The organism is Cohnella suwonensis, from assembly GCF_042655365.1.
Lineage (GTDB): Bacteria > Bacillota > Bacilli > Paenibacillales > Paenibacillaceae > Cohnella > Cohnella suwonensis.
The window spans coordinates 24,346-49,420 of record NZ_JBHSMH010000015.1 but is presented as its reverse complement, the minus strand read 5'-3'; the positions used below and the strand labels follow the sequence as shown (position 1 = coordinate 49,420).

General features: G+C 54.6%; 17 protein-coding genes. All 17 read left to right on the top strand.

The window, feature by feature from the left end; translation table 11 throughout:
• Positions 1 to 163 precede the first annotated feature (163 nt).
• Positions 164 to 2,770 carry a LamG-like jellyroll fold domain-containing protein gene (locus ACFPPD_RS07300; RefSeq protein WP_209750024.1) on the top strand — a complete coding sequence of 869 codons (2,607 nt, stop codon included), beginning with the start codon at positions 164 to 166 and terminating at the stop codon, positions 2,768 to 2,770.
• Between the two features lie 188 nt (positions 2,771 to 2,958).
• Positions 2,959 to 3,111, top strand: coding sequence for an AraC family transcriptional regulator (locus ACFPPD_RS07295; RefSeq protein WP_209750054.1), 153 nt, complete (start codon positions 2,959 to 2,961; stop codon positions 3,109 to 3,111).
• Between the two features lie 393 nt (positions 3,112 to 3,504).
• Positions 3,505 to 4,791, top strand: a complete 1,287-nt coding sequence (locus ACFPPD_RS07290) for an ABC transporter substrate-binding protein (protein ID WP_209750025.1) — start codon at positions 3,505 to 3,507, stop codon at positions 4,789 to 4,791.
• Between the two features lie 89 nt (positions 4,792 to 4,880).
• The gene (locus ACFPPD_RS07285; RefSeq protein WP_209750026.1) at positions 4,881 to 5,765 is read left to right on the top strand and encodes a carbohydrate ABC transporter permease; all 885 of its coding nucleotides are present in this window, start codon (positions 4,881 to 4,883) and stop codon (positions 5,763 to 5,765) included.
• 18 nt (positions 5,766 to 5,783) lie between these two features.
• Positions 5,784 to 6,599 carry a carbohydrate ABC transporter permease gene (locus tag ACFPPD_RS07280; RefSeq protein WP_209750027.1) on the top strand — a complete coding sequence of 272 codons (816 nt, stop codon included), beginning with the start codon at positions 5,784 to 5,786 and terminating at the stop codon, positions 6,597 to 6,599.
• A gap of 50 nt (positions 6,600 to 6,649) precedes the next feature.
• Entirely contained in the window at positions 6,650 to 7,672 is a 1,023-nt protein-coding gene (locus ACFPPD_RS07275; protein ID WP_209750028.1) for a LacI family DNA-binding transcriptional regulator, read from the top strand.
• A gap of 30 nt (positions 7,673 to 7,702) precedes the next feature.
• The gene (locus tag ACFPPD_RS07270) at positions 7,703 to 8,653 is read left to right on the top strand and encodes a carbohydrate kinase family protein (protein WP_209750029.1); all 951 of its coding nucleotides are present in this window, start codon (positions 7,703 to 7,705) and stop codon (positions 8,651 to 8,653) included.
• A 25-nt stretch (positions 8,654 to 8,678) separates the two neighbouring features.
• Entirely contained in the window at positions 8,679 to 9,968 is a 1,290-nt protein-coding gene (locus ACFPPD_RS07265; RefSeq protein WP_209750030.1) for a glycoside hydrolase family 125 protein, read from the top strand.
• A 25-nt stretch (positions 9,969 to 9,993) separates the two neighbouring features.
• A complete protein-coding gene (locus tag ACFPPD_RS07260) occupies positions 9,994 to 13,032 on the top strand; it encodes a glycoside hydrolase family 2 TIM barrel-domain containing protein (RefSeq protein ID WP_209750031.1) in 3,039 nt (1,012 codons plus the stop codon).
• Between the two features lie 25 nt (positions 13,033 to 13,057).
• Positions 13,058 to 13,996, top strand: coding sequence for an aldo/keto reductase (locus tag ACFPPD_RS07255; protein WP_209750032.1), 939 nt, complete (start codon positions 13,058 to 13,060; stop codon positions 13,994 to 13,996).
• The gene (locus ACFPPD_RS07250; protein WP_378081676.1) at positions 13,996 to 14,748 is read left to right on the top strand and encodes a sugar phosphate isomerase/epimerase family protein; all 753 of its coding nucleotides are present in this window, start codon (positions 13,996 to 13,998) and stop codon (positions 14,746 to 14,748) included. Before ACFPPD_RS07255 ends, ACFPPD_RS07250 begins: the two co-directional genes overlap by 1 nt.
• Before the next feature lie 32 nt (positions 14,749 to 14,780).
• On the top strand, positions 14,781 to 17,936 hold the full coding sequence (locus ACFPPD_RS07245) for an alpha-mannosidase (RefSeq protein WP_209750033.1): 3,156 nt from the start codon (positions 14,781 to 14,783) through the stop codon (positions 17,934 to 17,936).
• Positions 17,937 to 17,954: 18 nt separating this feature from the next.
• Entirely contained in the window at positions 17,955 to 19,820 is a 1,866-nt protein-coding gene (iolD, locus tag ACFPPD_RS07240) for a 3D-(3,5/4)-trihydroxycyclohexane-1,2-dione acylhydrolase (decyclizing) (protein ID WP_209750034.1), read from the top strand.
• 23 nt (positions 19,821 to 19,843) lie between these two features.
• Positions 19,844 to 20,839: a 5-dehydro-2-deoxygluconokinase gene (gene iolC, locus ACFPPD_RS07235; protein ID WP_209750035.1), complete on the top strand. Its 996-nt coding sequence runs from the start codon at positions 19,844 to 19,846 to the stop codon at positions 20,837 to 20,839.
• A gap of 22 nt (positions 20,840 to 20,861) precedes the next feature.
• A complete protein-coding gene (locus tag ACFPPD_RS07230; RefSeq protein ID WP_209750036.1) occupies positions 20,862 to 22,322 on the top strand; it encodes a CoA-acylating methylmalonate-semialdehyde dehydrogenase in 1,461 nt (486 codons plus the stop codon).
• A gap of 16 nt (positions 22,323 to 22,338) precedes the next feature.
• A complete protein-coding gene (gene iolB, locus ACFPPD_RS07225) occupies positions 22,339 to 23,145 on the top strand; it encodes a 5-deoxy-glucuronate isomerase (protein WP_209750037.1) in 807 nt (268 codons plus the stop codon).
• A gap of 186 nt (positions 23,146 to 23,331) precedes the next feature.
• Positions 23,332 to 25,026: a glycoside hydrolase family 2 protein gene (locus ACFPPD_RS07220; RefSeq protein ID WP_209750038.1), complete on the top strand. Its 1,695-nt coding sequence runs from the start codon at positions 23,332 to 23,334 to the stop codon at positions 25,024 to 25,026.
• The last annotated feature ends 49 nt before the right edge of the window (positions 25,027 to 25,075 follow it).

Below are 25,075 nucleotides of genomic sequence, written 5' to 3'. Positions count from 1 at the left end.
TAGACATCGATAGCATAGAAAGGTAATAGTTACATCTTTTAGCGCTTGCAGTAACTTTGGCTGCAGGCGTTATTTTATGCACGATGAGGAGGTGAACAGTATGTAACTCTCGTTGTCGCGTGCAGCTAAAGAATGTCCATTTGAAGATGAGGGAGGTTTAATAATGAAAAAAGGGTATATGATCGCCCTTTGCATCTTGCTGATTTCCTGTTTTCCGATCGCGGGCGAGGGGATGGCCGGCACGGCAACCGCCGCAGCCGCGACCGATGCGTCGGTCGTCGATATGTTCGGCAGGGAATTGAACAGCAATGGAATCGAACTGGTCGATTGGCAAGGGTATATAGCCAATCCGTACATTCAAATGACGGTCATACCGCCGGTGAGCGCTTCGTATCCGGTGACGATCAACTTGAACGCGCAGGGGTCGTCTCGGCTCATGATGGACCTGCCGAGCACGGTGTCGGCGACGGGCGCAACGAAGACGCTGACGTTCGCCAGCGCTTCCGAAACGAAGGATTTCAAGCTCGAAATTCACCCCGACCGCGTCGGCGGCAACGGCGACATCGAGAATTATACGCTCTCGCTGCTCGTGCAGGAGAACAACGGAAATTCGCACGCGCAGACGATCCCGATCCGCGTGACGGATCAGGACGAAAATGCGGCGACGACTTTTCCGCTACTGTTCGATTATCGCTTCGATACGATCACGAATTATTTCAGCAATCCGGGTATCAAGGCGGCGTCCGAACAGGCGATCAAGGATTGGTTCTACTTCTTCGACATGGCGCCTTTCGATACGGTCGCGGCCGGCGCGGAAACGAACTACGTGCCGAACGATAATTTTAACGGCAACACTACCGTCACGAACAATCAAGCCTATAACGGCGAATGGGTCATCCTCCGCGGCTTGAACGATCCGCATTCGACGGGGTGGACCACGAGCAACGGCCCATACCACACACGGGGCGGCGTACAAGCGCCGGGACCGATTCACCGCTCGATCGGCGCGGTGCTCGACTTCTTCCCGAATTTCTCGGCGCAAACCGACATGAACGACGACAATTGGTATTTAACGCAAAATGATCCCTCGACTTGCACCGTCAGCTGCGCGACCGACATCTATTCGGTCATCATGCACGAATTCGGGCACGGCCTCGTGTTCACCGGAGAATGGGACGGCATGGCCGCCTATGTCGCGAGCGGCGGCAATGACCCGGATGTCGTCGCGTACCAGGGTTACCCCGTACCGATCGACGGCGGCTATCATATCCCTGGCGAACAGCAATATTGGGATCGGATCAGCGGACAGAACGGCGGCCGCACTCATTACTTCCCATCGAAACGATGGATGCTGACGAAGCTGACGCTGCTCGTGGCGGAGAATGCGGGATGGAAGCTGAACCGGAACTTGACTCCGTTCCTCGCGCCATCCATCGTTACCGCTTCGCTGCCGAACGGAACGAAAGGCTCGGCCTATTCCCAGACGCTGGCCGCCAAGGGTGGCGTACCTTTCTACGACTGGAACGTCACGAGCGGCTCGCTGCCTCCGGGGCTGACGCTCAATCGTTTCACCGGCGCGATCACGGGCACGATCTCCGCCTCCGCGCCGCAGAACAGCTACACATTCACCGCTCAGCTGCGCGACTATGATACGGGAAGCGCGCCGGTCACCAAATCCTTCACGATTAACCTTGGCACGACGACGAATGAGCTAGTCGCGAACTATCTGTTCAACGAGACGAGCGGTACGGCCGCGGCGGATGCATCCGGTAACGGGAAGACAGCGACGCTTACCGGCGGAACTTCCTGGGTGGCCGGTCATGCTGGCAACGCCTTGAGCCTGAACGGCTCGACCGGCTATGCGAGCCTTCCTGCGGGCATCGTCAACGGGACGACGAGCCTGACGATCGCGGCGTGGGTGAAAGCGAACAGCTTAAGCAACTGGACGCGCATCTTCGATTTCGGCACCGGCACGACGGCCAACATGTTCTTGACTCCGCAGCCCGGCGCAGCGGGCTTGCGGTTCGCGATTACGACCGGCGGAAGCGGAGGAGAGCAGCGAATCAGCTCGACGACCGCGTTCCCTACGGGCGTATGGAAGCACGTCGCGGTGACGCTGTCGGGCTCGACCGGCACGCTGTACGTGGACGGCGCGCAAGTCGCGACGAACACGAGCATGACGCTGACCCCGTCGAGCCTGGGCAACACGACGCAGAACTGGATCGGCAGATCGGAATACGGCGATCCGTACTTTAACGGCGCGATCGACGACTTCCGGATCTACAACCGCGCGCTCGGCGCTTCGGAGATCGCTTCCCTGTACGGCGGTCCGACGATCGCGGATATTTCCTCGCAAGGCACGGCTCTCGCTTCATTCGTCTCGTCATGGGAGAGCTTGGCCGGCTTGAACGACACGTACGAGCCGACGAGCTCGAACGACCGCGGCCATCCCGTTTACGGAAACTGGGACAATCCAGGCACGACGCAGTGGGTGGAATACGACTTCAGCTCGAACAAGACGATTTCCAAATCGGACGTTTATTGGTTCGACGACAACGAGGGAATCGACTTGCCTGCCTCTTGCTCGATCCAGTATTGGAACGGCACCGCTTGGGTGAACGTTGGCAGTCCTTCGGGACTCGGCGTGCTGGGCAATCAATACAACACGACGACGTTCACGCCGGTAACGACGAACAAAATCCGGTTGAATATGACGGCGAAAGCCGGCGTGTCGACGGGACTCGAAAAATGGAAGGTGTACGGCTTCTAATAGGTTGACGATTCGACGAACTGTGCCTGCCGCGTCGATCCTTCGGGATCCGATGCGGCAGGCTTATCCGCGTGACGGGAGCACATCCGATGTAAGTCGGCAGCTCGGTGACAGCATCAAGTGGGCGAGAGACAACCTGATTCGGAAAAGAGCTGTCTCATTAGGATTGTTCCTAATGAGACAGCCCTATCGTTGGCCAGCAGCGGCTGACCGATCTAACGATTCAGGCTATCGCCCAGGCCGTCGGCATCGCCGATTATAATTATTTCACGAGGTTATTCCATAAGAAAACGGGAACGTCGCCGGCAGAATTCCGAAAAAAGAGACGAGGATTGATTTAAAGAATCGGCCGTTTATCAAAAAAGGTTATTGCAATAATAGGCATGGGGAGTTTATACTGGGCACATGTTCAAGTGAAAGCGATGACAAAGACAACATTCTGGTATCGATTCCATACGAACGACTCCTACTTCGCAAATCTCTGGATGACAAAAAAACGAACGGGGAACAATCCTAAATCTGGTATCGATTCCATACAAATGAACTTTAATATGGAATCGATACCAGAATCGGCGATTCATGAATATTTCAAGCCTCTTTTAAGGTGGTGGTGCTTGCTTACGAAGTTTCGCATGCTTCGATCGAAAGATTTAATGAAATGACAAGCATTAATGCAGGGAGATTGGCAAAGAACTGTACTAAACAACCATTTCATTATTCGGGGGGACGTTAGAATGAAATTCAAATCCTTGACTATCGCTTTGCTCTCTTGTTCGGTCATTCTCGGAATCACGGCGTGCGGCAATAACGCCAATAACGCCGGACCTAGCGGCAGTGCAAATGAAAGCGCTGCAAACGGGAAAATTACGTTGAAGATGTGGTACTGGAACGGCGCGATCTCCGATTCCACGATCGAGGCGGCCAAGGCGAAATTCCCGAATGTCGACCTTCAAGCGGAAAAGCTCCCGTCCGGAGGAGACTTCCTAACGAAACTGAAAACAACGATTACGGGCGGGGGCAGCGGTCCGGACATCGTCACGATGGATAGCTGGATTTCTACGATGATTACTTATAAAGAAAAATTCGTGAATTTATACGATCAAGGCGCGCGGGACATCCAACCTCAGTACTTGGATTGGAAATGGCAGTTGGGCGCGTCGTCCGACGATAAATATTTGATCGGCTTGCCGATCGACGTCGCTCCGGTCGTGCTTTACTATCGCAGCGATTTGTTCAAGGAAGCCGGAGTGGCAAGCACGCCGGAAGAAGTCAAAAATCAGGTGAAAACGTGGGACGATTACTTTAATCTTCTCAAGCAAGTGAAAGACAAAACCGGATCCCAATCGGCCACGGTCGTGGATATTTTCAGAAGCCTGATCGGTCAAAGCAGCCAAACCTTCTTCGATCAAGACGGAAAATACATCGGAGATCAAGCGCACATCAAGGGAGCTTGGGATTCGTCGGTCAAAGCTTATCAAGCCGGCTTGACGTTCCCGTTCGCCAGCGATTCCGAGAAGAACGCGGCCATGAACAACGGTAAAATCTCTTCCTTCACGGGAGCGTCTTGGGCGGTCGGAGACGTTATCGCCGCGGCGCCGGACACGAAAGGGAAATGGAACATCGCGTATCCGCCGGGCGGCGTCGGCAATCAGGGCGGCTCGTTCATGGGCATCCTGAAATCGACGAAGTACCCGAAAGAAGCTTACGAAGTCGTCAAATTCCTCGTAAGCCCCGAAAACTTGATGGTCGGCTACAAGGAGTTCGGCAACTACCCGTCGACGCCTGAAATTTACGCGACGCCGGAAATGGCCAACAAGAACGAATTTTTCGGAAATCAAGATCTGAGCACCGTATTCGGCGATGCGGCAAAGGACGTAAAAGTGGCGCATACGGATACGAGAGACGACATGGTATTCAACGAGCTCACCAAAGCGATCGGCTCGGTAGACGCCCAGAAAAAAGATTCGGAAAAAGCTTGGAACGAAGCGCAGGAGCAAATCAAACGTCAGCTTTCGCGTTAATCGGCGCTCTCGAATCAAAGGGAATAAAATAGAGGATGCGGCAGGGGGCTATACGTACCCTGCCTCGTCGAATGATTTGGAGGAGTCATATGGGAGGCCTTATAAAAGAAATATACAAGAGCAAAACTCTTTATTTGTTCATTTCTCCATTTTATATCTTGTTCCTGATCTTCTCGGTGTTTCCGATATTCTTCTCGATCTATCTCTCTTTTCACAAATGGGATGGAATCGGGGAAATGACATGGGTAGGATTGAACAACTTCGATTATATGTTTAGCGATCCGAATTTCTGGCAAGCGTTGATCAATAACGTAGCGATTTGGTTGTTGGCCAACGGCCCCATGCTGGCATGCGCCCTGGTCATCGCCTATACGATCAATCTGTCGATCGTTAAATTCAAAAGTTTTTTCAGAATCGCTTATTTTCTTCCGAACATCACGGCCATGGTCGCGGTCGTCATCATCTTCCAATCCATGTTCGGGAACGAGTACGGGCTAGTCAACTACTTGCTTGAGAAACTCGGGCTGGATAAAGTGGCTTGGTTTAACTCTAGCGCCGGCGTTCGGAGCGTCATTGCGCTCATGATCGCTTGGAGGTATTTGGGTTACAATGCCATCATTTATTTGTCCGGATTGCAGAGAATCCCGAAGGATTTGTACGAAGCGGCGAATCTGGACGGGGCGACGATGTTCCAGAGCTTTACGAAAATCACGCTGCCGATGCTTCGTTCGATCATTTTGTTCACGGTCATGATGTCCACGATCGGAGGGTTCCAGATTTTCACGGAACCTCAAGTGCTCGCCGGCAATCAATCGCCTTATCCGGGATCGGAAACGATCGTGCTCTACATGTTCCGGGAAGGTTTCGTCTATCAGAACTATGGCTATGCGGCTTCCGTATCTTGGGTTCTGTTCGTGATTATCGGACTGATATCCGTGTTGAACTGGAAGCTTTTTAATAAGTCGGACGATTGACAAAAAGGAGCATAAATCATGACGGCAAAAAAGATATTCGTGCATGCTTTTTTGTTAATCGGCGTTATCTTCTCGATATTCCCGTTTTATTGGCTCGTGGTCATGTCGACGAATGAAACGAGCGCGATCTTTGCGTTTCCTCCGAAATTGACGCTCGGGGACTACTTCTTGGAGAATTACCGAAACGTCATGGATAGCATCGACTTTTATCGCGCACTGTTCAATACGCTCTTTATCGCGATCGCCAGCTGCCTGCTTCAATTGTTTTTCAATTCGTTGACGGGATTCACGTTCTCGAAATTCAAATTCCCCGGCTCCAAAGCGCTCTTCTATCTGATGATGGCTACGATGATGATTCCGGCGCAAATGCTTCTCGTGCCGCAATTCATTATCATTAAAGAACTCGGATGGCTCGGAAGCTACAAAGCCTTGATCGTTCCGGGAATGGCAACCGCGTTCGGGATTTTCTGGATCAGGCAATACGCGTTGGCGATTCATGACGATTTGCTTGAAGCGGGACGCATCGACGGGTGCACCAAGTTCGGGCTGTATTGGCGAATCGCGTTGCCGATTCTGCGGCCGGCGCTCGCGTTCCTGGCCATCTCCACGTTCATGGGCGTATGGGAAGATTACTTGTGGCCGTTGATCGTATTGACGGACACGTCAAAATTTACTTTAATGTTAACGTTACAACAATTAAAATCGGTTCATACCGGAGATTATTCGATGGTCATGACCGGTACGCTGCTTGCTACCCTTCCGGTGATCGCTTTCTTCCTGATGGTAAGCCGACAATTTATCGCGGGAATTATGGAAGGGGCGGTAAAAAGTTAAGGTAATCTAGAAATTAAACGTTTAGCGAAGACGAAAGCAGGGTGACGATGATGGCGCCGAAGATTAAAGATGTCGCCAAGCATGCGGGAGTTTCCGTTACGACGGTCTCGAGGGTGCTCAACGGAGAGAAGTACGTGAAGGACGATCTGAAAGCCAGGGTACAAAAGGCGATAGACGATCTCGGATACTCGCCAAGCCATATCGCGAGAAGCCTCGTCCGCAAGAAAACGAATCTCATCGGAGTCATCGTACCCGACGTGACTTCGAGTTTCTATTCCACGATTCTAAGCACGATCGAGAAAACCGCAAGCTTGAACGACTATAATCTGCTGGTTTGCAATATCATCGAGGATACGGATAAAGAGCTGAAATATTTGAACGTGTTCAAAGAAATGCGCGTGGACGGCATTATCGTCATGCATGAAAAAATAAACGAAGAAATTCGCGAATTGATAAGCAAGTTGGGAATACCCATCATCTTTTCGAGCGTTAAACCGGCCGATCAGCCCTTTATTTCCGTCATCATCGACGATTATACGGCCGCCTACGACGCCACGAGACATTTGATCGATCTCGGCCATCCGCGCATCGGATTTATCGGGGGCGACATGAACGACGTCACGTCGGGTCAGAATCGCTATTTCGGTTATATTCATGCCTTGTCCGACTTTGGAATCGAGCCAATCGAAGATCACGTCCGATTCGGCGATTACAAAACCCGCAGCGGGTACGAGACGATGAAGGAAATCTTGGCTTGTCCTTCCCGTCCGACGGCGGTGTTCGCGGTGAGCGACGATATGGCGGTAGGCGCGATGAACTGTATTCACGATCACGGGTTAAAGGTTCCGGACGATATATCCGTTATCGGATTCGACGGAAGCCAATTGACGGAGCAGGTTCGTCCGCGATTGACCTCCATGGAGCAACCGATCTTGGAGATGGGGAAAGTAACGGTGGATAAGCTTCTCGAGATCATATCGGGCAAGAGAGCAGCGTATAAAGACGACGTCATTCTGAAGCATGAGCTAGTCGTTCGCGATAGCTGCAAGAAATACGTCAACAACGAGCGTTAACATCATTGAAGCCGGAAGAGGGAGAGCAATTTGAAAATTTTCGATGCCGTAGTCATAGGCGATGCCAATATCGATCTTGTCGTGCCCGGGCAAAGTCAAGTTCCCGAGCCCGGCCAAGAGGTTCTTGTCGACAATATTGCGATGCACGTTGGCGGAGGAGCCGCGTTATTCGCGATTTCTCTCGCAAAACTGGGCACTCGGGTCGCATTTAACGGCGTTTTGGGAGACGATAGCCATGGCCGATATATTCGGGATCGTTTTGCCGAATATGGTATCGATACCAGAATGGTGCGGACGAGCCGAGAGCACAATACGGGCATCTCGATTGCTTTTAACCCGGGCTCGGATCGATCCTTTATTACTTATTGGGGATCCAACATGGAACTTCGGTTCGATAACTTGGATATCGGTCAAATCTCTCAAGGCGCCCATGTGCATTTGACCGGGTACAAAGGGAAACGCAACCACGATCCTTACTTAAATCTGGTCAAGACGCTTAAGGACAACGGAGTCACGTTGTCCTGCGACGTGGGATGGGACGATTCCGGCGAATGGGACCGTGGCGTATTCGAATTAATGCCATACGTCGACGTATTCTTGATGAACGAGACCGAGTGCTTTCACTATACCGGCATGGAAAACGTAGAAGAGAGTCTGAAATATATGAGCGATTACGGCGGCCATGTCGTCGTCAAATTGGGCAAAAACGGGGCCATTGCGGTAAAGAACGGAATTCTTTATCGCGTTCCGGGTTATTCGGTCGAAGCGGTCGATACGACGGGGGCGGGAGACTCCTTTAACGCGGGTTATTTGTTCGGGTTCCTGTCGGGCAAGAACGTTGAAACGAGCATGAGATACGGGAACGCCTGCGGGGCGCTTTCGGTCAGCGCGTATGGCGGGAGCACGAACACGCCGACTTTCGAACAACTCGAACGATTCATAGACGGTCATCGACAGATGAATCAGCCCGTTCAGTCATGACGGGCGGGGAAGGGAGAAGCGAACGATGACGAAACTTCCCGCGTCGGTAGCGGAATTGCTGAAAGAAGCGGAGTCGGCGCTTGCCGGACATCCGAAACTGCTGGGCATGTTCTTGAAATGTTATCCCAACACGCTGGAAACGACGACGAAGCTGCTGGAAGATCAAACGGCGTTCGTCATTACCGGAGACATACCGGCGATGTGGTTAAGAGACTCCAGCGCGCAAGTCAGGCATTACTTGCCGCTTGCCGCCCAAGATGTCGAGCTTCAGCGATTGCTGGAAGGCTTGATTCGCCGCCAGATCGCTTATATTCATATCGATCCTTATGCCAACGCCTTTAACGAAGAAGCGAACGATAACCGTTACGACGTGGATCTAACCGAACTCGATCCTTGGGTATGGGAAAGAAAATACGAAATCGATTCGCTTTGCTATCCCATTCAACTAGCCTATCTGTATTGGAAAGAAACCGGCAAGGCGGGCGTCTTCGACGATTCCTTCCGTGCAGCGGTTCATAAGATCATGGACTTGTGGAGAACCGAACAAAGGCATGCCGAGCAGTCGCCCTACCGGTTCGAACGGATCGATTGTCCTCCGAGCGATACGCTGCGAAACAACCGAATGGGGATGCCCGTGAATTACACGGGAATGACTTGGTCAGGGTTTCGGCCGAGCGACGACGCTTGCGCGTTCGGGTATCATATCCCCTCGAATATGTTCGCAGTCGTAGTCCTTCGATATATCGGGGAGATAGCCGCCGACGTATGGGGAGATGCCGAAACCGTTCGACGCGCGGAAGCTCTTCGGGAAGAGATCGATTACGGCATACAAACTTACGGCACCTATATTCACCCCGTCTACGGCAAGATCTATGCGTACGAGACGGACGGTTTCGGCAACCGCAACTTGATGGACGACGCCAATGTGCCCAGCCTACTCTCGATACCCTACTTGGGGTATACGACCTTCGAGGACGCCACGTACCGGAATACGCGCAAGTTCGTGCTGAGCCAAGACAATCCATACTATCACGAGGGGAAATTCTCCAAAGGGATCGGGAGCCCTCATACGCCCGCCGGTTATATTTGGCCGATCGGGTTGGCGATGCAGGCGCTAACGGCGCAGGAAGACGGCGAAATCCTCGAGGTGCTGGATATGCTGCAGGGGACGGATGCGGGGACGGGATACATGCATGAAGGATTCGACCCGAACGAACCCGAGAACTATACGCGGCCTTGGTTCGCATGGGCGAACAGTCTATTCGCCGAGTTGATCTTCCGTACGATGAATAAAGGACTATTAAACAAAAGTTGAATGAGTTTGGAACGGAGGACGATCGATGATCCGCTTGAATCGATATTGGGAGAACTTGAACGTTCCGCACGTGAACAGGGAACTACCGCGGGCATCCTATATCCCCCACGCGAACGAAAGTGCGGCGAAGTCGGGAAAGCGGGGACGCTCCCCGTTCTATCGAACGTTAAACGGAGTTTGGAAATTCCAATACCATAAAAGCATTCTAGACGTGGAAGAACCCTTCTACGAGACTTCGGCCGACGTAAGCGCATGGGACGATTTGATCGTTCCCTCCTGTTGGCAGACGAACGGTTACGATCAGTTACATTATACGAATATCGATTATCCTTTCCCCAACGACCCTCCGTTCGTTCCCAACGACAATCCCGCGGGGCTATACGTTCGGGAGTTCCATGTCGCCGATCGTCGGGAAGATAAAGAGAATTTCATCGTGTTCGAAGGGGTCAATTCGTGTTTCTACTTGTGGGTGAACGGACAATTCGCCGGTTACAGCCAAGGCAGCCGCATGCCCGCGGAATTTAACGTGGATTCCCTTCTGAGAACGGGGACGAACAGGTTGGCCGTACTTGTGTTGAAATGGTGTTCGGGTTCGTATTTGGAAGATCAGGACTTGTGGCGGTATTCGGGTATTTTCCGCGACGTGTACATGCTTTCCAGGGATCGGATCCGCATGAGGGACGCGTATAATAAGCAATCGTTCGAAGATGGATTCCGCAAGGCCGTTCTGACGACGGAGATCGAGACGACGGGGCGCATGAACGTCGCCGCCGAACTCAAGGACGCCGAGGGGCATATCGTCGCCGCGGCCGAAACCGTCGTCGACGGGAAGGGCGTTCTTCGATTCGAGGCGGAACATCCGAAGCTCTGGAACGCGGAGACGCCTTATCTCTACGAGCTCTATCTTCGCGGAGGGGAAGAGGTACTGCGGTTTCCGGTCGGATTCAAACAAGTAACGATCGAGAACGGACAATTCCGGATCAATGGCCGCGCCGTCAAGCTCAAGGGCGTTAACCGGCATGATTCCCACCCGGAGCTAGGCCAGACGATTCCCGTAACCCATATGATCGAAGATCTCGTCATGATGAAACAACATAACGTGAATACGATCCGTACTTCCCATTATCCGAACGACTCCCGTTTCATGGATTTGTGCAACGAGTACGGATTTTACGTCGTGGACGAAGCGGACCTCGAATGCCACGGCATCGGCAACGAACATCAGGAAGGTTCTTCGCATTCGTTATCCCGCAATCCGGACTGGAGGGCGGCTTTCGTGGAGCGCGCGGCCAGGATGGTAGAGAGGGACAAAAATCACCCGTGCGTCGTCATGTGGTCGCTCGGCAACGAGTCCGGTTACGAGGCGAACCATATCGCGATGGCCGAATGGATCAGAGCGCGCGATACGTCAATTCCGATCCATTACGAAGGGGCGGCCCCGCATTACAAAGGCAACCCGAACACGGAGTGCCTGGACTTGGAAAGCCGGATGTACGCGTCGGTTCAAGAGATCGAAGCGTACGCGAAAGACGAGAACAAAGGAAAGCCTCTGTTCTTGTGCGAGTATAGTCATGCCATGGGCAACGGACCGGGAGATTTGAAGGATTATTGGGACGTCTTTTACCGTTATCCGAAGCTCGCGGGCGGATGCGTGTGGGAGTGGAGCGACCACGGCATCCGAACGGAAACGATCGACGGGAAGATTTGCTTTGCCTACGGCGGCGACTTCGGAGATACGCCGAACGACGGCAATTTCTGCATAGACGGGTTAGTTACTCCGGACCGAAAGCCCCATACGGGACTGCTTGAATTGAAGAAGGTGCTGGCTCCCGTTCGATTCGAAGAATATGACCGGCAAGCAGGCCGGATCAAGGTCACGAACCTGTACGACTTTATCGATCTCTCCCACGTAGGCGTGTTCTGGAAAATAGAACGGGACGGGCGATTGATTCGACAAGGCCAGCTAGACGCGGAAGGCATCAAGCCGCACGAATCGCGTATGTTGACTTTGCCGCGCGCCGTCATGGACGCTAGCGCCGGGACGTATGTTCTTACTTTCTCCTGCTGGTTAAAAACGGAGACGAGTTGGGCTCCGGCCGGGCATGAGATCACGTTCGACCAATCGGAATGGCGAATCGGCAATCCGAACATAGGCTCAATCTTCGCCGATAAGCCCGCAGCCGCGATTCGAACCGAGGAAGCGGGTCGCTGGCTGACCATCGAAGGAGCTGATTTCCGTCATTCGTTCGACCTGGAGCTCGGAACCTTGAACCGGATATCGAGGAACGGAGTGAACATGCTGGGGGAGCCCTCGGCATTCTCGATATGGCGGGCGCCGACGGATAACGATATGTACGCGAAACGAAAGTGGATCGAGGAAGGTTACGATCGCGCCGCGATGAAAACTTACGGTTGCGATTGGACGAGGACCGAAGACGGGGGCATCGAGCTGATAAGCCGGTTCTCCTTGGGAGCCGACAGCAAGCCGGCGATCCTGACCGGGGAATCATCGTGGCATGTCAGTCCCGACGGAGGGCTTACGCTTCGGGTGGACGTTAAGGTTCAGAAGGAATTGCCATACCCTTATCTTCCGCGATTCGGCCTTCGGCTTACGATGCCTCGGGGAATGAAAGAAGTTGAATACTGCGGCTTCGGCCCTCACGAGAGTTATATCGACAAACGCCAAAGCGTAAGACGAGGCGTGTTCCTGACGACGGTGGACGAGATGTTCGAGAATTACATCATGCCGCAGGAGAACGGCTCCCGATTCGGCACGGAATGGGCTATCGTCTCCAACGCGTTGGGCATGGGCCTTCGTTTCTCCTCGCCTGAACCGTTCTCGTTTCACGCGTCCCATTTCTCGCCGGAGCATCTGACGGAAGCGAAGCATGATTGGGAGCTCCCGGCAAAGAAGAGAGAGGAAACGATCGTCCATCTGGATTACAAAATGAGCGGAGTAGGTTCGAATTCCTGCGGACCGGAGCTGGCTGATGCTTACCGCCTTAACGAGAAAGAGTTCAGGTATGAGATAAGCCTAACTCCCGTGTTCAAAGAGGATGAATAAACGATCTTTCAAGGAGCGCTGTCTAGTGAAATACATCCGAATTCAAGGCGTCGACAAAAAGATATCCCGTCTATTCATGGGTACCGGGGATTTAAGAAAGCTGGAGGAACCGCAACGGCAGATGTTGGATGCGTACATTCAAGCCGGAGGCAACGCGTTCGATACCGCGCATCAGTATCGCGGCAAGGAACTAGTGCTCGGCCAGTGGCTGGCGGAGACGAAGCTGAGAGACCGACTCGTCATCTTGACGAAGGGCGCTCACCATGACGACGGAAGCCCGGGTCCCCGCGTGAATCCCCAGGCGATTCGGAAAGACTTGACGGAAAGCCTTGAGCGGCTGGGAACGGATTACGTCGATTTATACGCTCTTCACCGGGACGATCCGACGGTTGCCGTCGGTCCGATCATGGAAGAGCTGAACGAGCATCTGCAAGCGAAAAAAATCCGCGCGATCGGAGCTTCGAATTGGTCCCATCGTCGAATCCAGGAAGCGAACGATTACGCTGCCGCCCGCAACTTGACGGGCTTCTCCTTCAGCAGCCCGAATCTAAGCTTGGCCAAACCTCTGGAAGCCAGATGGGCAGGCGCGATTTCCGCGGACGAGCAAGCCTGCGAGTGGCACGCCAAGACGCAAATGCCTTTGTTGGCGTGGTCCGCGCAGGCGGGAGGATTTTTCTCCGGCAACTTTACGCCCGACGACCGGTCGGACGAGGAGATGGTCAGGGTCTATTATAGCGACGACAACTGGGAAAGGCATCGCCGCGCCGCGAAGCTCGCGGAAGAGAAAGGCGTGACAGCGATCCAAATCGCGTTGTCCTATGTCCTCTATCAGCGTTTCCCGACTTGCGCCATTATCGGCCCGCGAAATCCGGAGGAGTTCCATTCCTCGATCCGATCGATGAATCTCGAATTGACTCCTGCGGAAGTGGATTGGTTAGATCTGCGAAGGGAGGCCGTCGGCTAATGATCAGACATCGACTAGCGGCTCAATTGTACACGGTTCGGAACGAAGCGAAAAAGGATTTCGAAAGCGTGCTTAGAGACTTAAGCAAAATGGGCTGGGCCGCCGTTCAAATCGACGGCCTCCATGGCTACCCCGCGCGGGAGATCGCGGCGGTGATGAAGGAAGTCGGCCTAAAGGCGGCCGGCATGCACGTAGGCTTGGAGCGTATGAAGAACGATCTCGACGCCGTGCTTGAAGAAGCGGCCCTATTCGATACGAAGGATTTTATTTGCCATTCGTTGCCGGACGGTCTGCAAACGCCCGAAGGTTATGCCAGCGTGAGGAACGATTTACTCCGGGTCGCCGCCAAAGTGTCCGGTACGGGCTATCGGGCCGGTTACCATAATCACGACTTTGAATTTCATACTTCGATCGACGGGAAAATCGCGCTCGAATATTTGCTGGAAGATCCCGCAGTCTTCGCCGAGATCGATACCTATTGGGTCCTGAAAGCGGGCCAAGACCCGCTTTCCTTTATCCGGAATTACGCGAATAGGATGCCGATCCTACATCTGAAGGACATGACGGCCGACGGTCGGCAAACCTTCGCCGAAATCGGTACCGGACTGATCGATTTCGCCCCGATTCTGAAGTGGGGACTGGAGAATGGCGTGGAATGGTTTGCGGTGGAACAGGACTATTGCCCCGGCAACCCGATGGATAGCTTGGCAACCAGTTTGGATCATTTATTGAAGCTCGAGAAGGAGCTTTGAGTCGATATCCCACGAAAAGGATGAGGAATAAGATGTTGTTCACGGAAAAGAAGCTGGAAGCGAGGCTTCTGGAATTAAGCGAAACCCGTTATCGCGACGCGATTCCGATGGGAGGCTTCTCCGCGATCGAAGACGAGGCGGGAGAAACGGGCGCTCGTCCGCCGATCGGTTCGCCGGACTTCGAATTGAAGACTGGCGAGACATGGAAAGGCCGCGATCGTTATATATGGTTATCCCGAATCGTTGAGATTCCGAAGGAGTGGACGGGGAAAACCGTACTCGGACGCTTCGACTTCGGAGAGACGGGCGGAGGAAACAACGACGGCTTCGAGTCGTTGCTCTATTGGAACGGAGCTCCTTACCAAGGCGTGGATTCGAACCACCAAGAAGTGTTCCTGCCGGAAGAAGCGGCCGGAACGGCGGCCAGAATGGACATTCGGCTGTGGTCGGGCTTGGATGGCGGCGGTAAGCCGCGCGAAATGAAACACGCCGTGAATCGGGCCGAGGTTTGCTGGCTGGACGAGAAAATCGACGATTTCTATTATACGGGCCGCGCCGTGCTCGAGACGATCCAAGCGCTCGAAGCCTCGCATCCCGATCGCGCGGGCCTCGTTAAGGCGCTGGATCGCGCGTTTCTGCTGATCGATTGGGCCGATCCCGGTTCCGATGACTACCGGGAGTCCGTATATGAAGCCCGCGAAAGGTTACTGGGGGAACTGAACCGGTTCGAGAAACGTCATCCGGTGACCGTGACGACCGTCGGGCATACCCATATCGACGTCGCATGGTTATGGAGACTGAAGCATACGCGGGAAAAATGCGCCCGTTCTTTCTCTACCGTTCTTCGGTTAATGGAGCGTTTCCCCGACTACGTGTTCTTGCAGACGCAGCCTCAGTTGTACGCCTATGTCAAACAGGATTATCCGGATATCTACGAGCAAATCCGCGAGCGCGTGAGGGAAGGGCGCTGGGAAATCGGCGGCGGCATGTGGCTCGAAGCCGATTGCAATCTGACTTCGGGCGAATCTCTGGTCCGGCAATTTCTATTCGGTACCCGCTTCATGCGCGAGGAATTCGGCGTCGAGAGCACGTATTTATGGCTTCCGGACGTGTTCGGCTATAGCTGGGCATTGCCGCAAATCTTGCGCAAGTCGGGATTCGATACGTTCATGACCACCAAAATCAGCTGGAACCAATTCAATAGAATGCCGCACGATACGTTCAAATGGCGGGGGATCGATGGATCCGAAGTGCTCACGCATTTCATAACGACGCCGGACGATTGGGAGGATGCCAATTCCTTCTTCTATACGTATAACGGGCTGGTCACGCCCAAGACGGTCAAGGGAGCTTGGGAAGGCTACCAGGAAAAAGAAGTGAACCAAGAATTGCTTCTTTCCTACGGTTACGGAGACGGAGGAGGAGGCGTCAATCGGGAGATGCTCGAAATGCGCCGGCGGCTGGAAAACATGCCGGGATTGCCGAACGTGAAGACGGGACGCGCGGACGACTATTTCCGGCGGCTCCATGAAACGTTCGATGCAACGGATCGTTACGTGCATACCTGGGACGGGGAACTGTACTTGGAATACCACCGCGGCACGTATACGAGCCAAGCCTACAACAAGCGGATGAACCGGAAATTGGAGCTTCTCTATCGCGAGACGGAATGGATAAGCGCGTTGGCCGGCGCGTTGCGAGCCGATATGGGCGATTATCCTCAAGAGAAGCTGAATCAAGGCTGGACGATCATTCTTCGCAACCAATTCCACGATATCATTCCCGGTTCCTCGATCAAGGAAGTGTACGAGGATAGCCGCGAAGAGTATGCCGAAGCGATGTCCATCGCGAGAGAGGCATGGAGCGAAGCTGTATCCGTCGTCGGCGGCAACGACGCGGAGGGCGCATTGACGGTTCTAAACGGCTCGCCTTGGGAACGCGACGACTTGATCGAGTTCGCCGGAGAGCGGGTACCAACCGGAAGCGTCTGGACGGATGCGGCGGGGAACGTTCTTTCGTCCCAATATGGCGACGGCAAGTGGACGGTCGCCGCCACTAAGGTGCCTTCGATGGGATGGACCGCGATTCGGTATAAGACAGGGTCGGCGCTAGATCGGACAGATACGGAATATGCTGTTCCTTTCCGATTGGAAGGTCGAATACTGAAGACGCCTCATTACGAAATCGAATGGAACGAAGCGGGACAGCTGTCTCGCGTATACGACTTGGACAATCGCCGGAACGTGCTCGCGCAAGGAGCCCGGGGCAACGTCCTGCAAGTCTTCGAAGACAAACCGCTTAACTTCGAAGCATGGGACATCGATATCTTTTACCAGGAGAAAATGCGGGAAGTTAACGGGCTGGTATCCGCCGAACTCGTGGAATCAGGGACGTTGGTTGCCGCAGTCGAATTCAAATGGCGATACGCGAATTCCGAGATCATGCAAAGAATGACGGTATACGCCGGCAGCAGAAGAATCGATTTCCGCACGCATATCGATTGGCGGGAGCATCAGCAATTGCTGAAAGTCGCATTCCCGGTAGACGTCCGTTCAACCGAAGCGACATACGATATCCAATTCGGTAACGTCAAGCGCCCAACGCATTGGAATACAAGTTGGGATTGGGCTCGCTTCGAGACGGTCGGGCACCAATGGGCCGATCTGTCGGAACGCGGCTACGGCGTGAGCCTGCTGAACGATTGCAAGTACGGCTACGACGTCAAGGACAACGTCCTTCGCTTGTCGTTGTTGAAATCGGCCATCAATCCGGATCCGGACGCGGATATCGGCGAACATGAATTCGTGTATGCTTTGTTCCCTCATGAAGGAGATTGGTATGCGGGAGGCACGGTGCAAGAAGCGTGGTCGCTGAACAATCCGCTGAGTATCCATGAAGGCTCTCCCGACAAAGGCTCGTTCTCTTCGTTCCGTCTTTCTTCCTCCAACGTGATGGTGGATGCGGTGAAAAAGGCGGAGGACGGCGATCATCTGATCGTGCGGGTTCATGAATTCGCGGGCGTTCGATCGACGGTCGTTCTGGGGAGCGATTTTACAATCGCGTCCGTTCAGGAATGCGATCTGATGGAGCGGCCGATCGGCTCGGCGTTCGACGCCGACGCCTCATTCGAACTGAAGCCGTACGAGATCAAAACCTTTATCGTGAATCTCGAATTTTCCAAATCATAAGAAACCGAGGTTTCCGCCATGAAAACCATTCGATTGACAATGGCCCAGGCGCTGTTGAAGTTTCTGGATAGTCAGTACGTCTCCGCGGACGGAGAAGAAACTAAATTCGTCCGGGGAGTCATGGGGATATTCGGCCACGGCAACGTGACCGGCATCGGAGAAGCGCTCGAGCGGGCATCCGGCAACCTGGTTTTCCTGCAAGGAAAGAACGAGCAAGGAATGGTTCACGCGGCCACGGCCTTCGCCAAGCAGAAGAACCGCAAGCAAATCTTCGCATGCACGACTTCGATCGGTCCCGGGGCGCTGAACATGATCACGGGCGCCGCAACGGCGACGGTCAACCGGATACCGGTCCTGCTTCTGCCCGGCGACAATTTCGCCTCCCGGCAACCGGATCCCGTGCTGCAGCAATTGGAAATTCCCGGCGATTACTCGATTTCGGCTAACGATCCTTTCAAATCGGTCAGCAAGTTCTGGGATCGCATCGTCCGTCCCGAGCAATTGATGTCGTCCCTGCTTCAGGCGATGCGCGTGCTTACAGATCCCGCGGATACCGGCGCCGTTACGTTGGCGTTGCCGCAAGACGTTCAAGCGGAGGCTTACGATTATCCGGCGGAATTCTTCGAGAAGAGAATCCATTGCTTGGATCGTCGTCCGGCGGCGCCGGAAGCCATCCGGCGAGCCGTCCATCTGATCTCGAGCAAGCGGAAACCGCTTATCATCGCCGGCGGAGGCGTTCATTACTCGGAGGCGGTCAAGGAATTATTGTCGTTCGCCGAAGCTTTCGGCATACCGGTAGCCGAGACGCAAGCCGGCAAAAGCGCCGTTCCGTGGCATCATCCTCTCGGCGTAGGCGGCGTCGGCACGACCGGTACCCTGACGGCGAACCGGATCGCGGCAGAAGCCGACTTGATCATCGGCGTGGGTACGCGGTACTCCGACTTCACGACGGCTTCCAAATCCGCCTTCCGTAACCCGGACGTCGCTTTCCTGAACCTTAACGTCAGTGCGTTCGACTCCGTGAAAATGCAGGGGGAATACGTTACGGCGGACGCAAGGGAGGCCATCGCCGCCCTCCGCGAGCCCTTATCCGCTATCGGTTACCGTTCCGGATACGCGGACGGTTACTTGAAGGGACTTAAAGCGGAGTGGGACGCGGAAGTCGATCGCCTGTACGCGATGGAGAGCGAGGAAGGCCTCTCGCAAACGCGCGCCCTTGGCGTCGTGAACGGCTTCATCGGGCCGAGGGACGTCGTCGTCGCGGCGGCCGGCAGCTTGCCGGGCGACCTTCACCGGGTATGGAGGACGACGGAACCGAAAACGTACCATATGGAGTACGGGTTCTCCTGCATGGGTTACGAGGTCAGCGGCGCGTTCGGGGTGGCGCTGGCGGAGCCTGAACGGGAAGTGTATGCGGTCTTGGGCGACGGCAGCTATCTGATGCTTCACTCGGAGCTCGTAACCGCCGTTCAGGAAGGCGTTAAACTTACCGTACTGCTATTCGATAATCACGGTTTTCAATGCATTCATAACTTGCAGCGCGGACACGGCAGCGACGGCTTCGGCAACGAATTCCGTTTCCGTTCGAAGGAGTCCGGTAGACTGAACGGCAACTATATTCCGATCGATTTCGCCGCGCACGCCCGCAGTCTCGGCGCCGCGTCCTATACCGCCCGCAATGCGGAGGAATTGGAACTTGCGTTGCGTCAAGCGAAAGCCGAGCAAGGTCCCGCGCTCGTCGAGATTAAAGTCCTTCCCGGGACGAACACCGACGGCTACGATTCTTGGTGGAACGTCGGCGTACCCGAAGCGTCCACGGACGATAAGGTATTGAAGGCGCATGCGGAGATGAGGAAGAAGATTCGGACGGCGCGGCCGTACTAACGGATGAGAAAGTTGGGATAGGGATGGAGCGCGTTTCATTCGCGGCCGACAAACCGCTTGACCTCGTAGCGATCGGACGTCTATGCATCGATCTGAACGCCAATGAAATCAATCGTCCGATGGAAGAGACGATGACGTTCACGAAATACGTCGGCGGTTCTCCCGCCAATATCGCGATCGGCATGTCCCGCTTGGACATGAAGACGGCCTTTATTGGCAAAGTGGCCGACGATCAAATGGGACGATTTATCCTTCGATACTTGCGGGATAACGGCATAGAAACGAAGGGCGTCGCAACGGATCGTACCGGCGCGGTCACCGGCTTGGCTTTTACCGAAATCAAAAGCCCGGAAGATTGCAGCATCCTGATGTACAGGGATAATGTCGCCGATCTGAAGCTCGAGCCCGGAGAAGTGAACGAGGGGTTGATCGCCTCCAGCAAGACGCTTCTCGTATCCGGCACGGCTCTCGCGAAGAGTCCCTCCCGGGAAGCGGTGCTTCTGGCTCTACGTTATGCGCGCAAACACGGCACGAAAGTCGTATTCGATATCGATTACCGGCCTTACACTTGGACCAATCCTCAAGAAACGGCGATTTATTACCACGCGGCGGCGGAGAAGAGCGACATCATTATCGGAACCCGCGAAGAGTTCGACATGCTCGAACAGTTCGACGGCAACGCTGAACGGAGTGACGAAGCAACGGCCGCGCAATGGTTCGGCCACCATGCGGAAATCGTCGTCGTCAAGCACGGCAAAGAAGGATCGATCGCGTACGGCAAGGACGGCAGTTCGCGCCGGGGTTCGATTTTCCCGGCGAAGGTCATTAAAACTTTCGGAGCGGGCGACTCCTACGCCGCCGGTTTCATTTACGGTCTCATGAAGGGCTGGCCCATCGACCGAAGCATGGAATTCGGAAGCGCGTGCGCATCGATCGTCATCTCCAGCCATAGCTGTTCGGATGCCATGCCTAAGCTCGACCAAGTAGAGGACTTTATGAGGTCAGTCAAGCAACTTTAATTTCGAGAGGAGAATTACCGATATGACTCGCACCAACGCTCCCGTTGCGCTCAACAATTTCATCGGCGGCCAATGGGTCGCTTCCTCTTCGGGCAAGACCGACGCGGTATTCGATCCGGCTACCGGAGAAACGATTGCCCATGTTCCTCTATCTTCGAGAGAAGACTTGGACGCAGCCGTCCGATCCGCCAAGGAAGCGTTCGCGGGCTGGAGCCGCACGGCCGTGCCGCGTAGGGCGCGAGTGTTGTTCAAGTACCAGCAGCTGCTCGTGGACAATTGGGAAGAGCTGGCCAAGATCATTACATTGGAGAACGGGAAAAATTACGCCGAAGCATACGGCGAAGTCCAACGCGGCATCGAATGCGTGGAGTTCGCCGCCGGCGCTCCGTCCCTGATGATGGGGAAGCAGCTTCCGGACATCGCCACGAACGTGGAATCCGGCATGTTCCGCTACCCGATCGGCGTCGTCGGAGGCATTACGCCGTTTAATTTTCCGATGATGGTGCCCTGCTGGATGTTTCCGCTCGCCATCGCTTGCGGGAATACGTTCGTGCTTAAGCCGTCCGAGCGCACGCCGTTGCTTGCGAACCGCTTGGCCGAGCTCTTCAAGGAAGCCGGATTGCCGGACGGCGTGCTGAACGTCGTGCATGGCGCCCATGACGTCGTGAACGGGTTGCTCGAGCATCCGGACGTTAAAGCGATCTCGTTCGTCGGCTCCCAGCCCGTCGCCGAATACGTGTACAAAACCGGTACCGCGCACGGCAAAAGAGTCCAAGCGCTTGCAGGCGCCAAAAATCACAGCATCGTCATGCCGGACGCGGACCTGGACGGCACGGTGCAGCAAATCGCGAACGCCGCTTTCGGATCGGCGGGAGAGAGATGCATGGCTTGCGCGGTCGTCGTAGCCGTCGGCGAAGTCGCCGATTCGCTCATAGAGAAGCTCGTTGCGGCAGCCGATAACCTGACGATCGGTAACGGCATGGACAAGGACGTATTTCTCGGACCGGTCATTCGGGGGCCTCACAAAGAACGCGCGCTAGGTTACATCGAAGCGGGCGAACATGAAGGGGCTACGCTGCTTCGCGACGGACGCGACGATGCGGCAGCAAGCGGCGACGGTTACTTCATCGGACCGACGATCTTCGACGGCGTCACGAGCGAAATGAATATATGGAAGGACGAAATCTTCGCGCCGGTACTGTCGGTCGCGCGGGTGAACACCTTGGATGAGGCGATTGAGCTGGCCAATCGATCCGATTTTGCCAACGGCGCCTGCATTTTTACCCAGAACGGGAGCAACGTACGTCATTTCCGCGAGAATATCGATGCCGGCATGCTCGGAGTGAATCTGGGAGTCCCCGCTCCGATGGCGTTCTTCCCGTTCTCGGGATGGAAGAAATCGTTCTACGGCGATTTGCACGCGAACGGTACCGACGGCGTTGAATTCTATACGCGCAAGAAAATGGTAACGGCCCGCTGGTAGCGAATGGAGGATGTCAATGTCTAAGTTAATCGTTAAGCCCCTTAATGAACCTAGAGAGGGCGGGTCCGTCTTATCCGTCACGCCGGAATCGGCCGGATGGACGTACGTCGGATTCGAAGTGTTGCAACTTCGTGCGGGCGACAAAACGGAGCGCCTTACGGAGAACAAGGAAGTATGCCTGGTGTTGCTAAGCGGCAAAGCGAATATTCGAACCCGTCATGCGGATTGGATCAATATCGGGAAACGGATGAACGTGTTCGAGAAGACGCCTCCCTTCTCGGTATACGTACCGAACGACGACCGCTACGAGATCACGGCATTGACGGATGCGGAGATCGCGGTGTGTTCCGCCCCGGGCAAGGGAACCCATGCGGCAAGATTGATTCACCCGGACCAGGTTGGAGTAGAGACGAGAGGGCAAGGCAATGTCGAACGTCAAATCCACAATATTTTACCCGAGGGTGAAGACGCGGATTCCTTGCTGGTCGTCGAGGTGTTTACGCCGGAAGGACATTGGTCGAGCTATCCTCCGCACAAGCACGATCGGGACGCGTTGCCGGACGAGTCGTTGTTGGAGGAAACTTATTATTTCCGCGTGCAGCCTGAGCAAGGCTTTGCCATACAGCGGGTTTATACCGATGACAGGTCGATCGACGAAACGATGGCGGTTACGGACGGACAAGCCGTATTGGTTTCGAAGGGGTATCATCCGGTTTCGGCGCCTCCGGGCTACGAGGTTTACTATTTGAACGTAATGGCCGGACCTAGACGAATATGGAAGTTCCATAACGATCCGGACCATGCATGGCAATTGAAGGTTTAAAGTAAGTTTCCCATAAGCCGCTGCTTTGTTGCCAACAACAAAGCAACGGCTATTTATGTTGCGAATCATCTATCAAGCAGGTACTTGGGGGCGGTTACGTCGAACACATACAAAGCCTGCGTCTGTCCAAGACGCCGACTCCATACCGGAAGACGTACGCGCAGAATAAGTAAGGGGGAAAAGAGAATGGAACGAATGTACAAGAATCATGCCGTTCGGGAGAGCGTCACATTGGATGGCTTATGGGATTTCGCGTTGGCGAACGATCGGACTACGACGACGGATACGCTAACGTTCGATTATCGGCTCATGGTTCCCGGTTGCTGGGAGACTCATCCGAGCCTTCGAACCTACAGGGGCATGGGAGTCTATCGCCGACAGGTCCGGATGGAACGGTCGGGTCCGATCCGACTCGAATTCAAAGGAGTCAGCCATACCGCCAGCGTGATCTGGGATGGCGTGGAGGTCGCGAGCCACTATAACGCCTATACGGCTTTTCAAGTCATCGTGCCGTTCGCGGAAGCCGGAGAGCACGAGTTGGTCGTCTGGGTGGATAATTCATTCGGCGAGCATTCGTCCCTGCACGTACCCAACGATTATTATACATACGGAGGTCTGATCAGACCGGTCGTGATGGAGTCGTTGAACGGTCCGTTCGTCGAACGCATCGCATTCTCGCCTTCCGGGAAGATCGGAGCCTGGCGCGGAATGCTAGAGGCTGAGATTATCAATCCGGACGGCGAAGCCCGCGAGATAAGAGCGGAAGCCGAGCTGGCCGGAAAAAAGATCGCATGGGGCCCGATTCGCATGGAACCCGGACAATCCTTGAAGTTGGATTGGGACGGCGATGTTCCGGGAGTTCGGGAATGGTCTCCGAAGTCGCCGCAACTCTACGATCTTAACGTTCTCGTGTATGTCGACGGAGATGAGCGGGCTTCCGACGATTTGATCGAACGGGTCGGCTTCCGTACGATCTCGACCGACGATGGAAGAATCCAGTTCAACGGAGAGGATATCGTATTGAAGGGTTTCAACCGCCACGAAGATCATCCCATGGCAGGCGCTTCTCTGACGCCTTCCTTAATGATTCAGGATATCGACCTTATGCTGGACATGGGCGCCAACATGGTCCGGACAAGCCATTACCCAAACGACGAGAGATTCCTGGATCTATGCGACGAACGGGGCTTGCTCGTCTGGGAGGAGAATCACGCCCGCGGGTTAAGCATCGAACAGATGCGCAATCCGAACTTCATCGGGCAGTGCGAGGAAGTGAACCGCGAGATGGTCAACCAGCATTACAACCATCCGTGTATCGTCTTATGGGCGATTCTCAACGAATGCGCCAGCGATTGCGAGGAAGGGCGGGTTCATTACAAGCGACAGCTGGAACAGATCCGCAGTTTGGATTCGACGAGGCCGCTGACCTTCGCAAGCCATCATCGCGCGAACGAGATCTGCTTCGACCTCGCGGACATCGTATCCTTTAACCTGTATCCGGGTTGGTACTCCGACGAGGATCCCGGACAGCTGTGCGACCTGGCGCGCGGATGGGCGGATGCGAAAGGAGGAGCCGGCAAGCCGATGATCATGAGCGAATTCGGCGCCGACGGGTACTATGGCATGCGCGATCCGAGCCGCGTGCGGGGAACCGAAGAGAGGCAGGCGGATATCATCGAGGCGAACTTGGCGGCGTACACGGCGCGGCCTTATTTGTCCGGCATGCTGATCTGGCAGTTCTGCGATTGCCGGGTGACGGAAGGAACGGGCTGGCTGATTACGCGAGCGGGAACTCAGAACAGCAAAGGAATCGTCGATCGTTATCGCCGTCCAAAGCTCGCCTATGCGGTCGCGAAAAAATATTATTCCCTAATCAAGTAGAAAAACGCCCCACCTAAAATGGAAAATTACCCTCCCATTTATGCGGGGA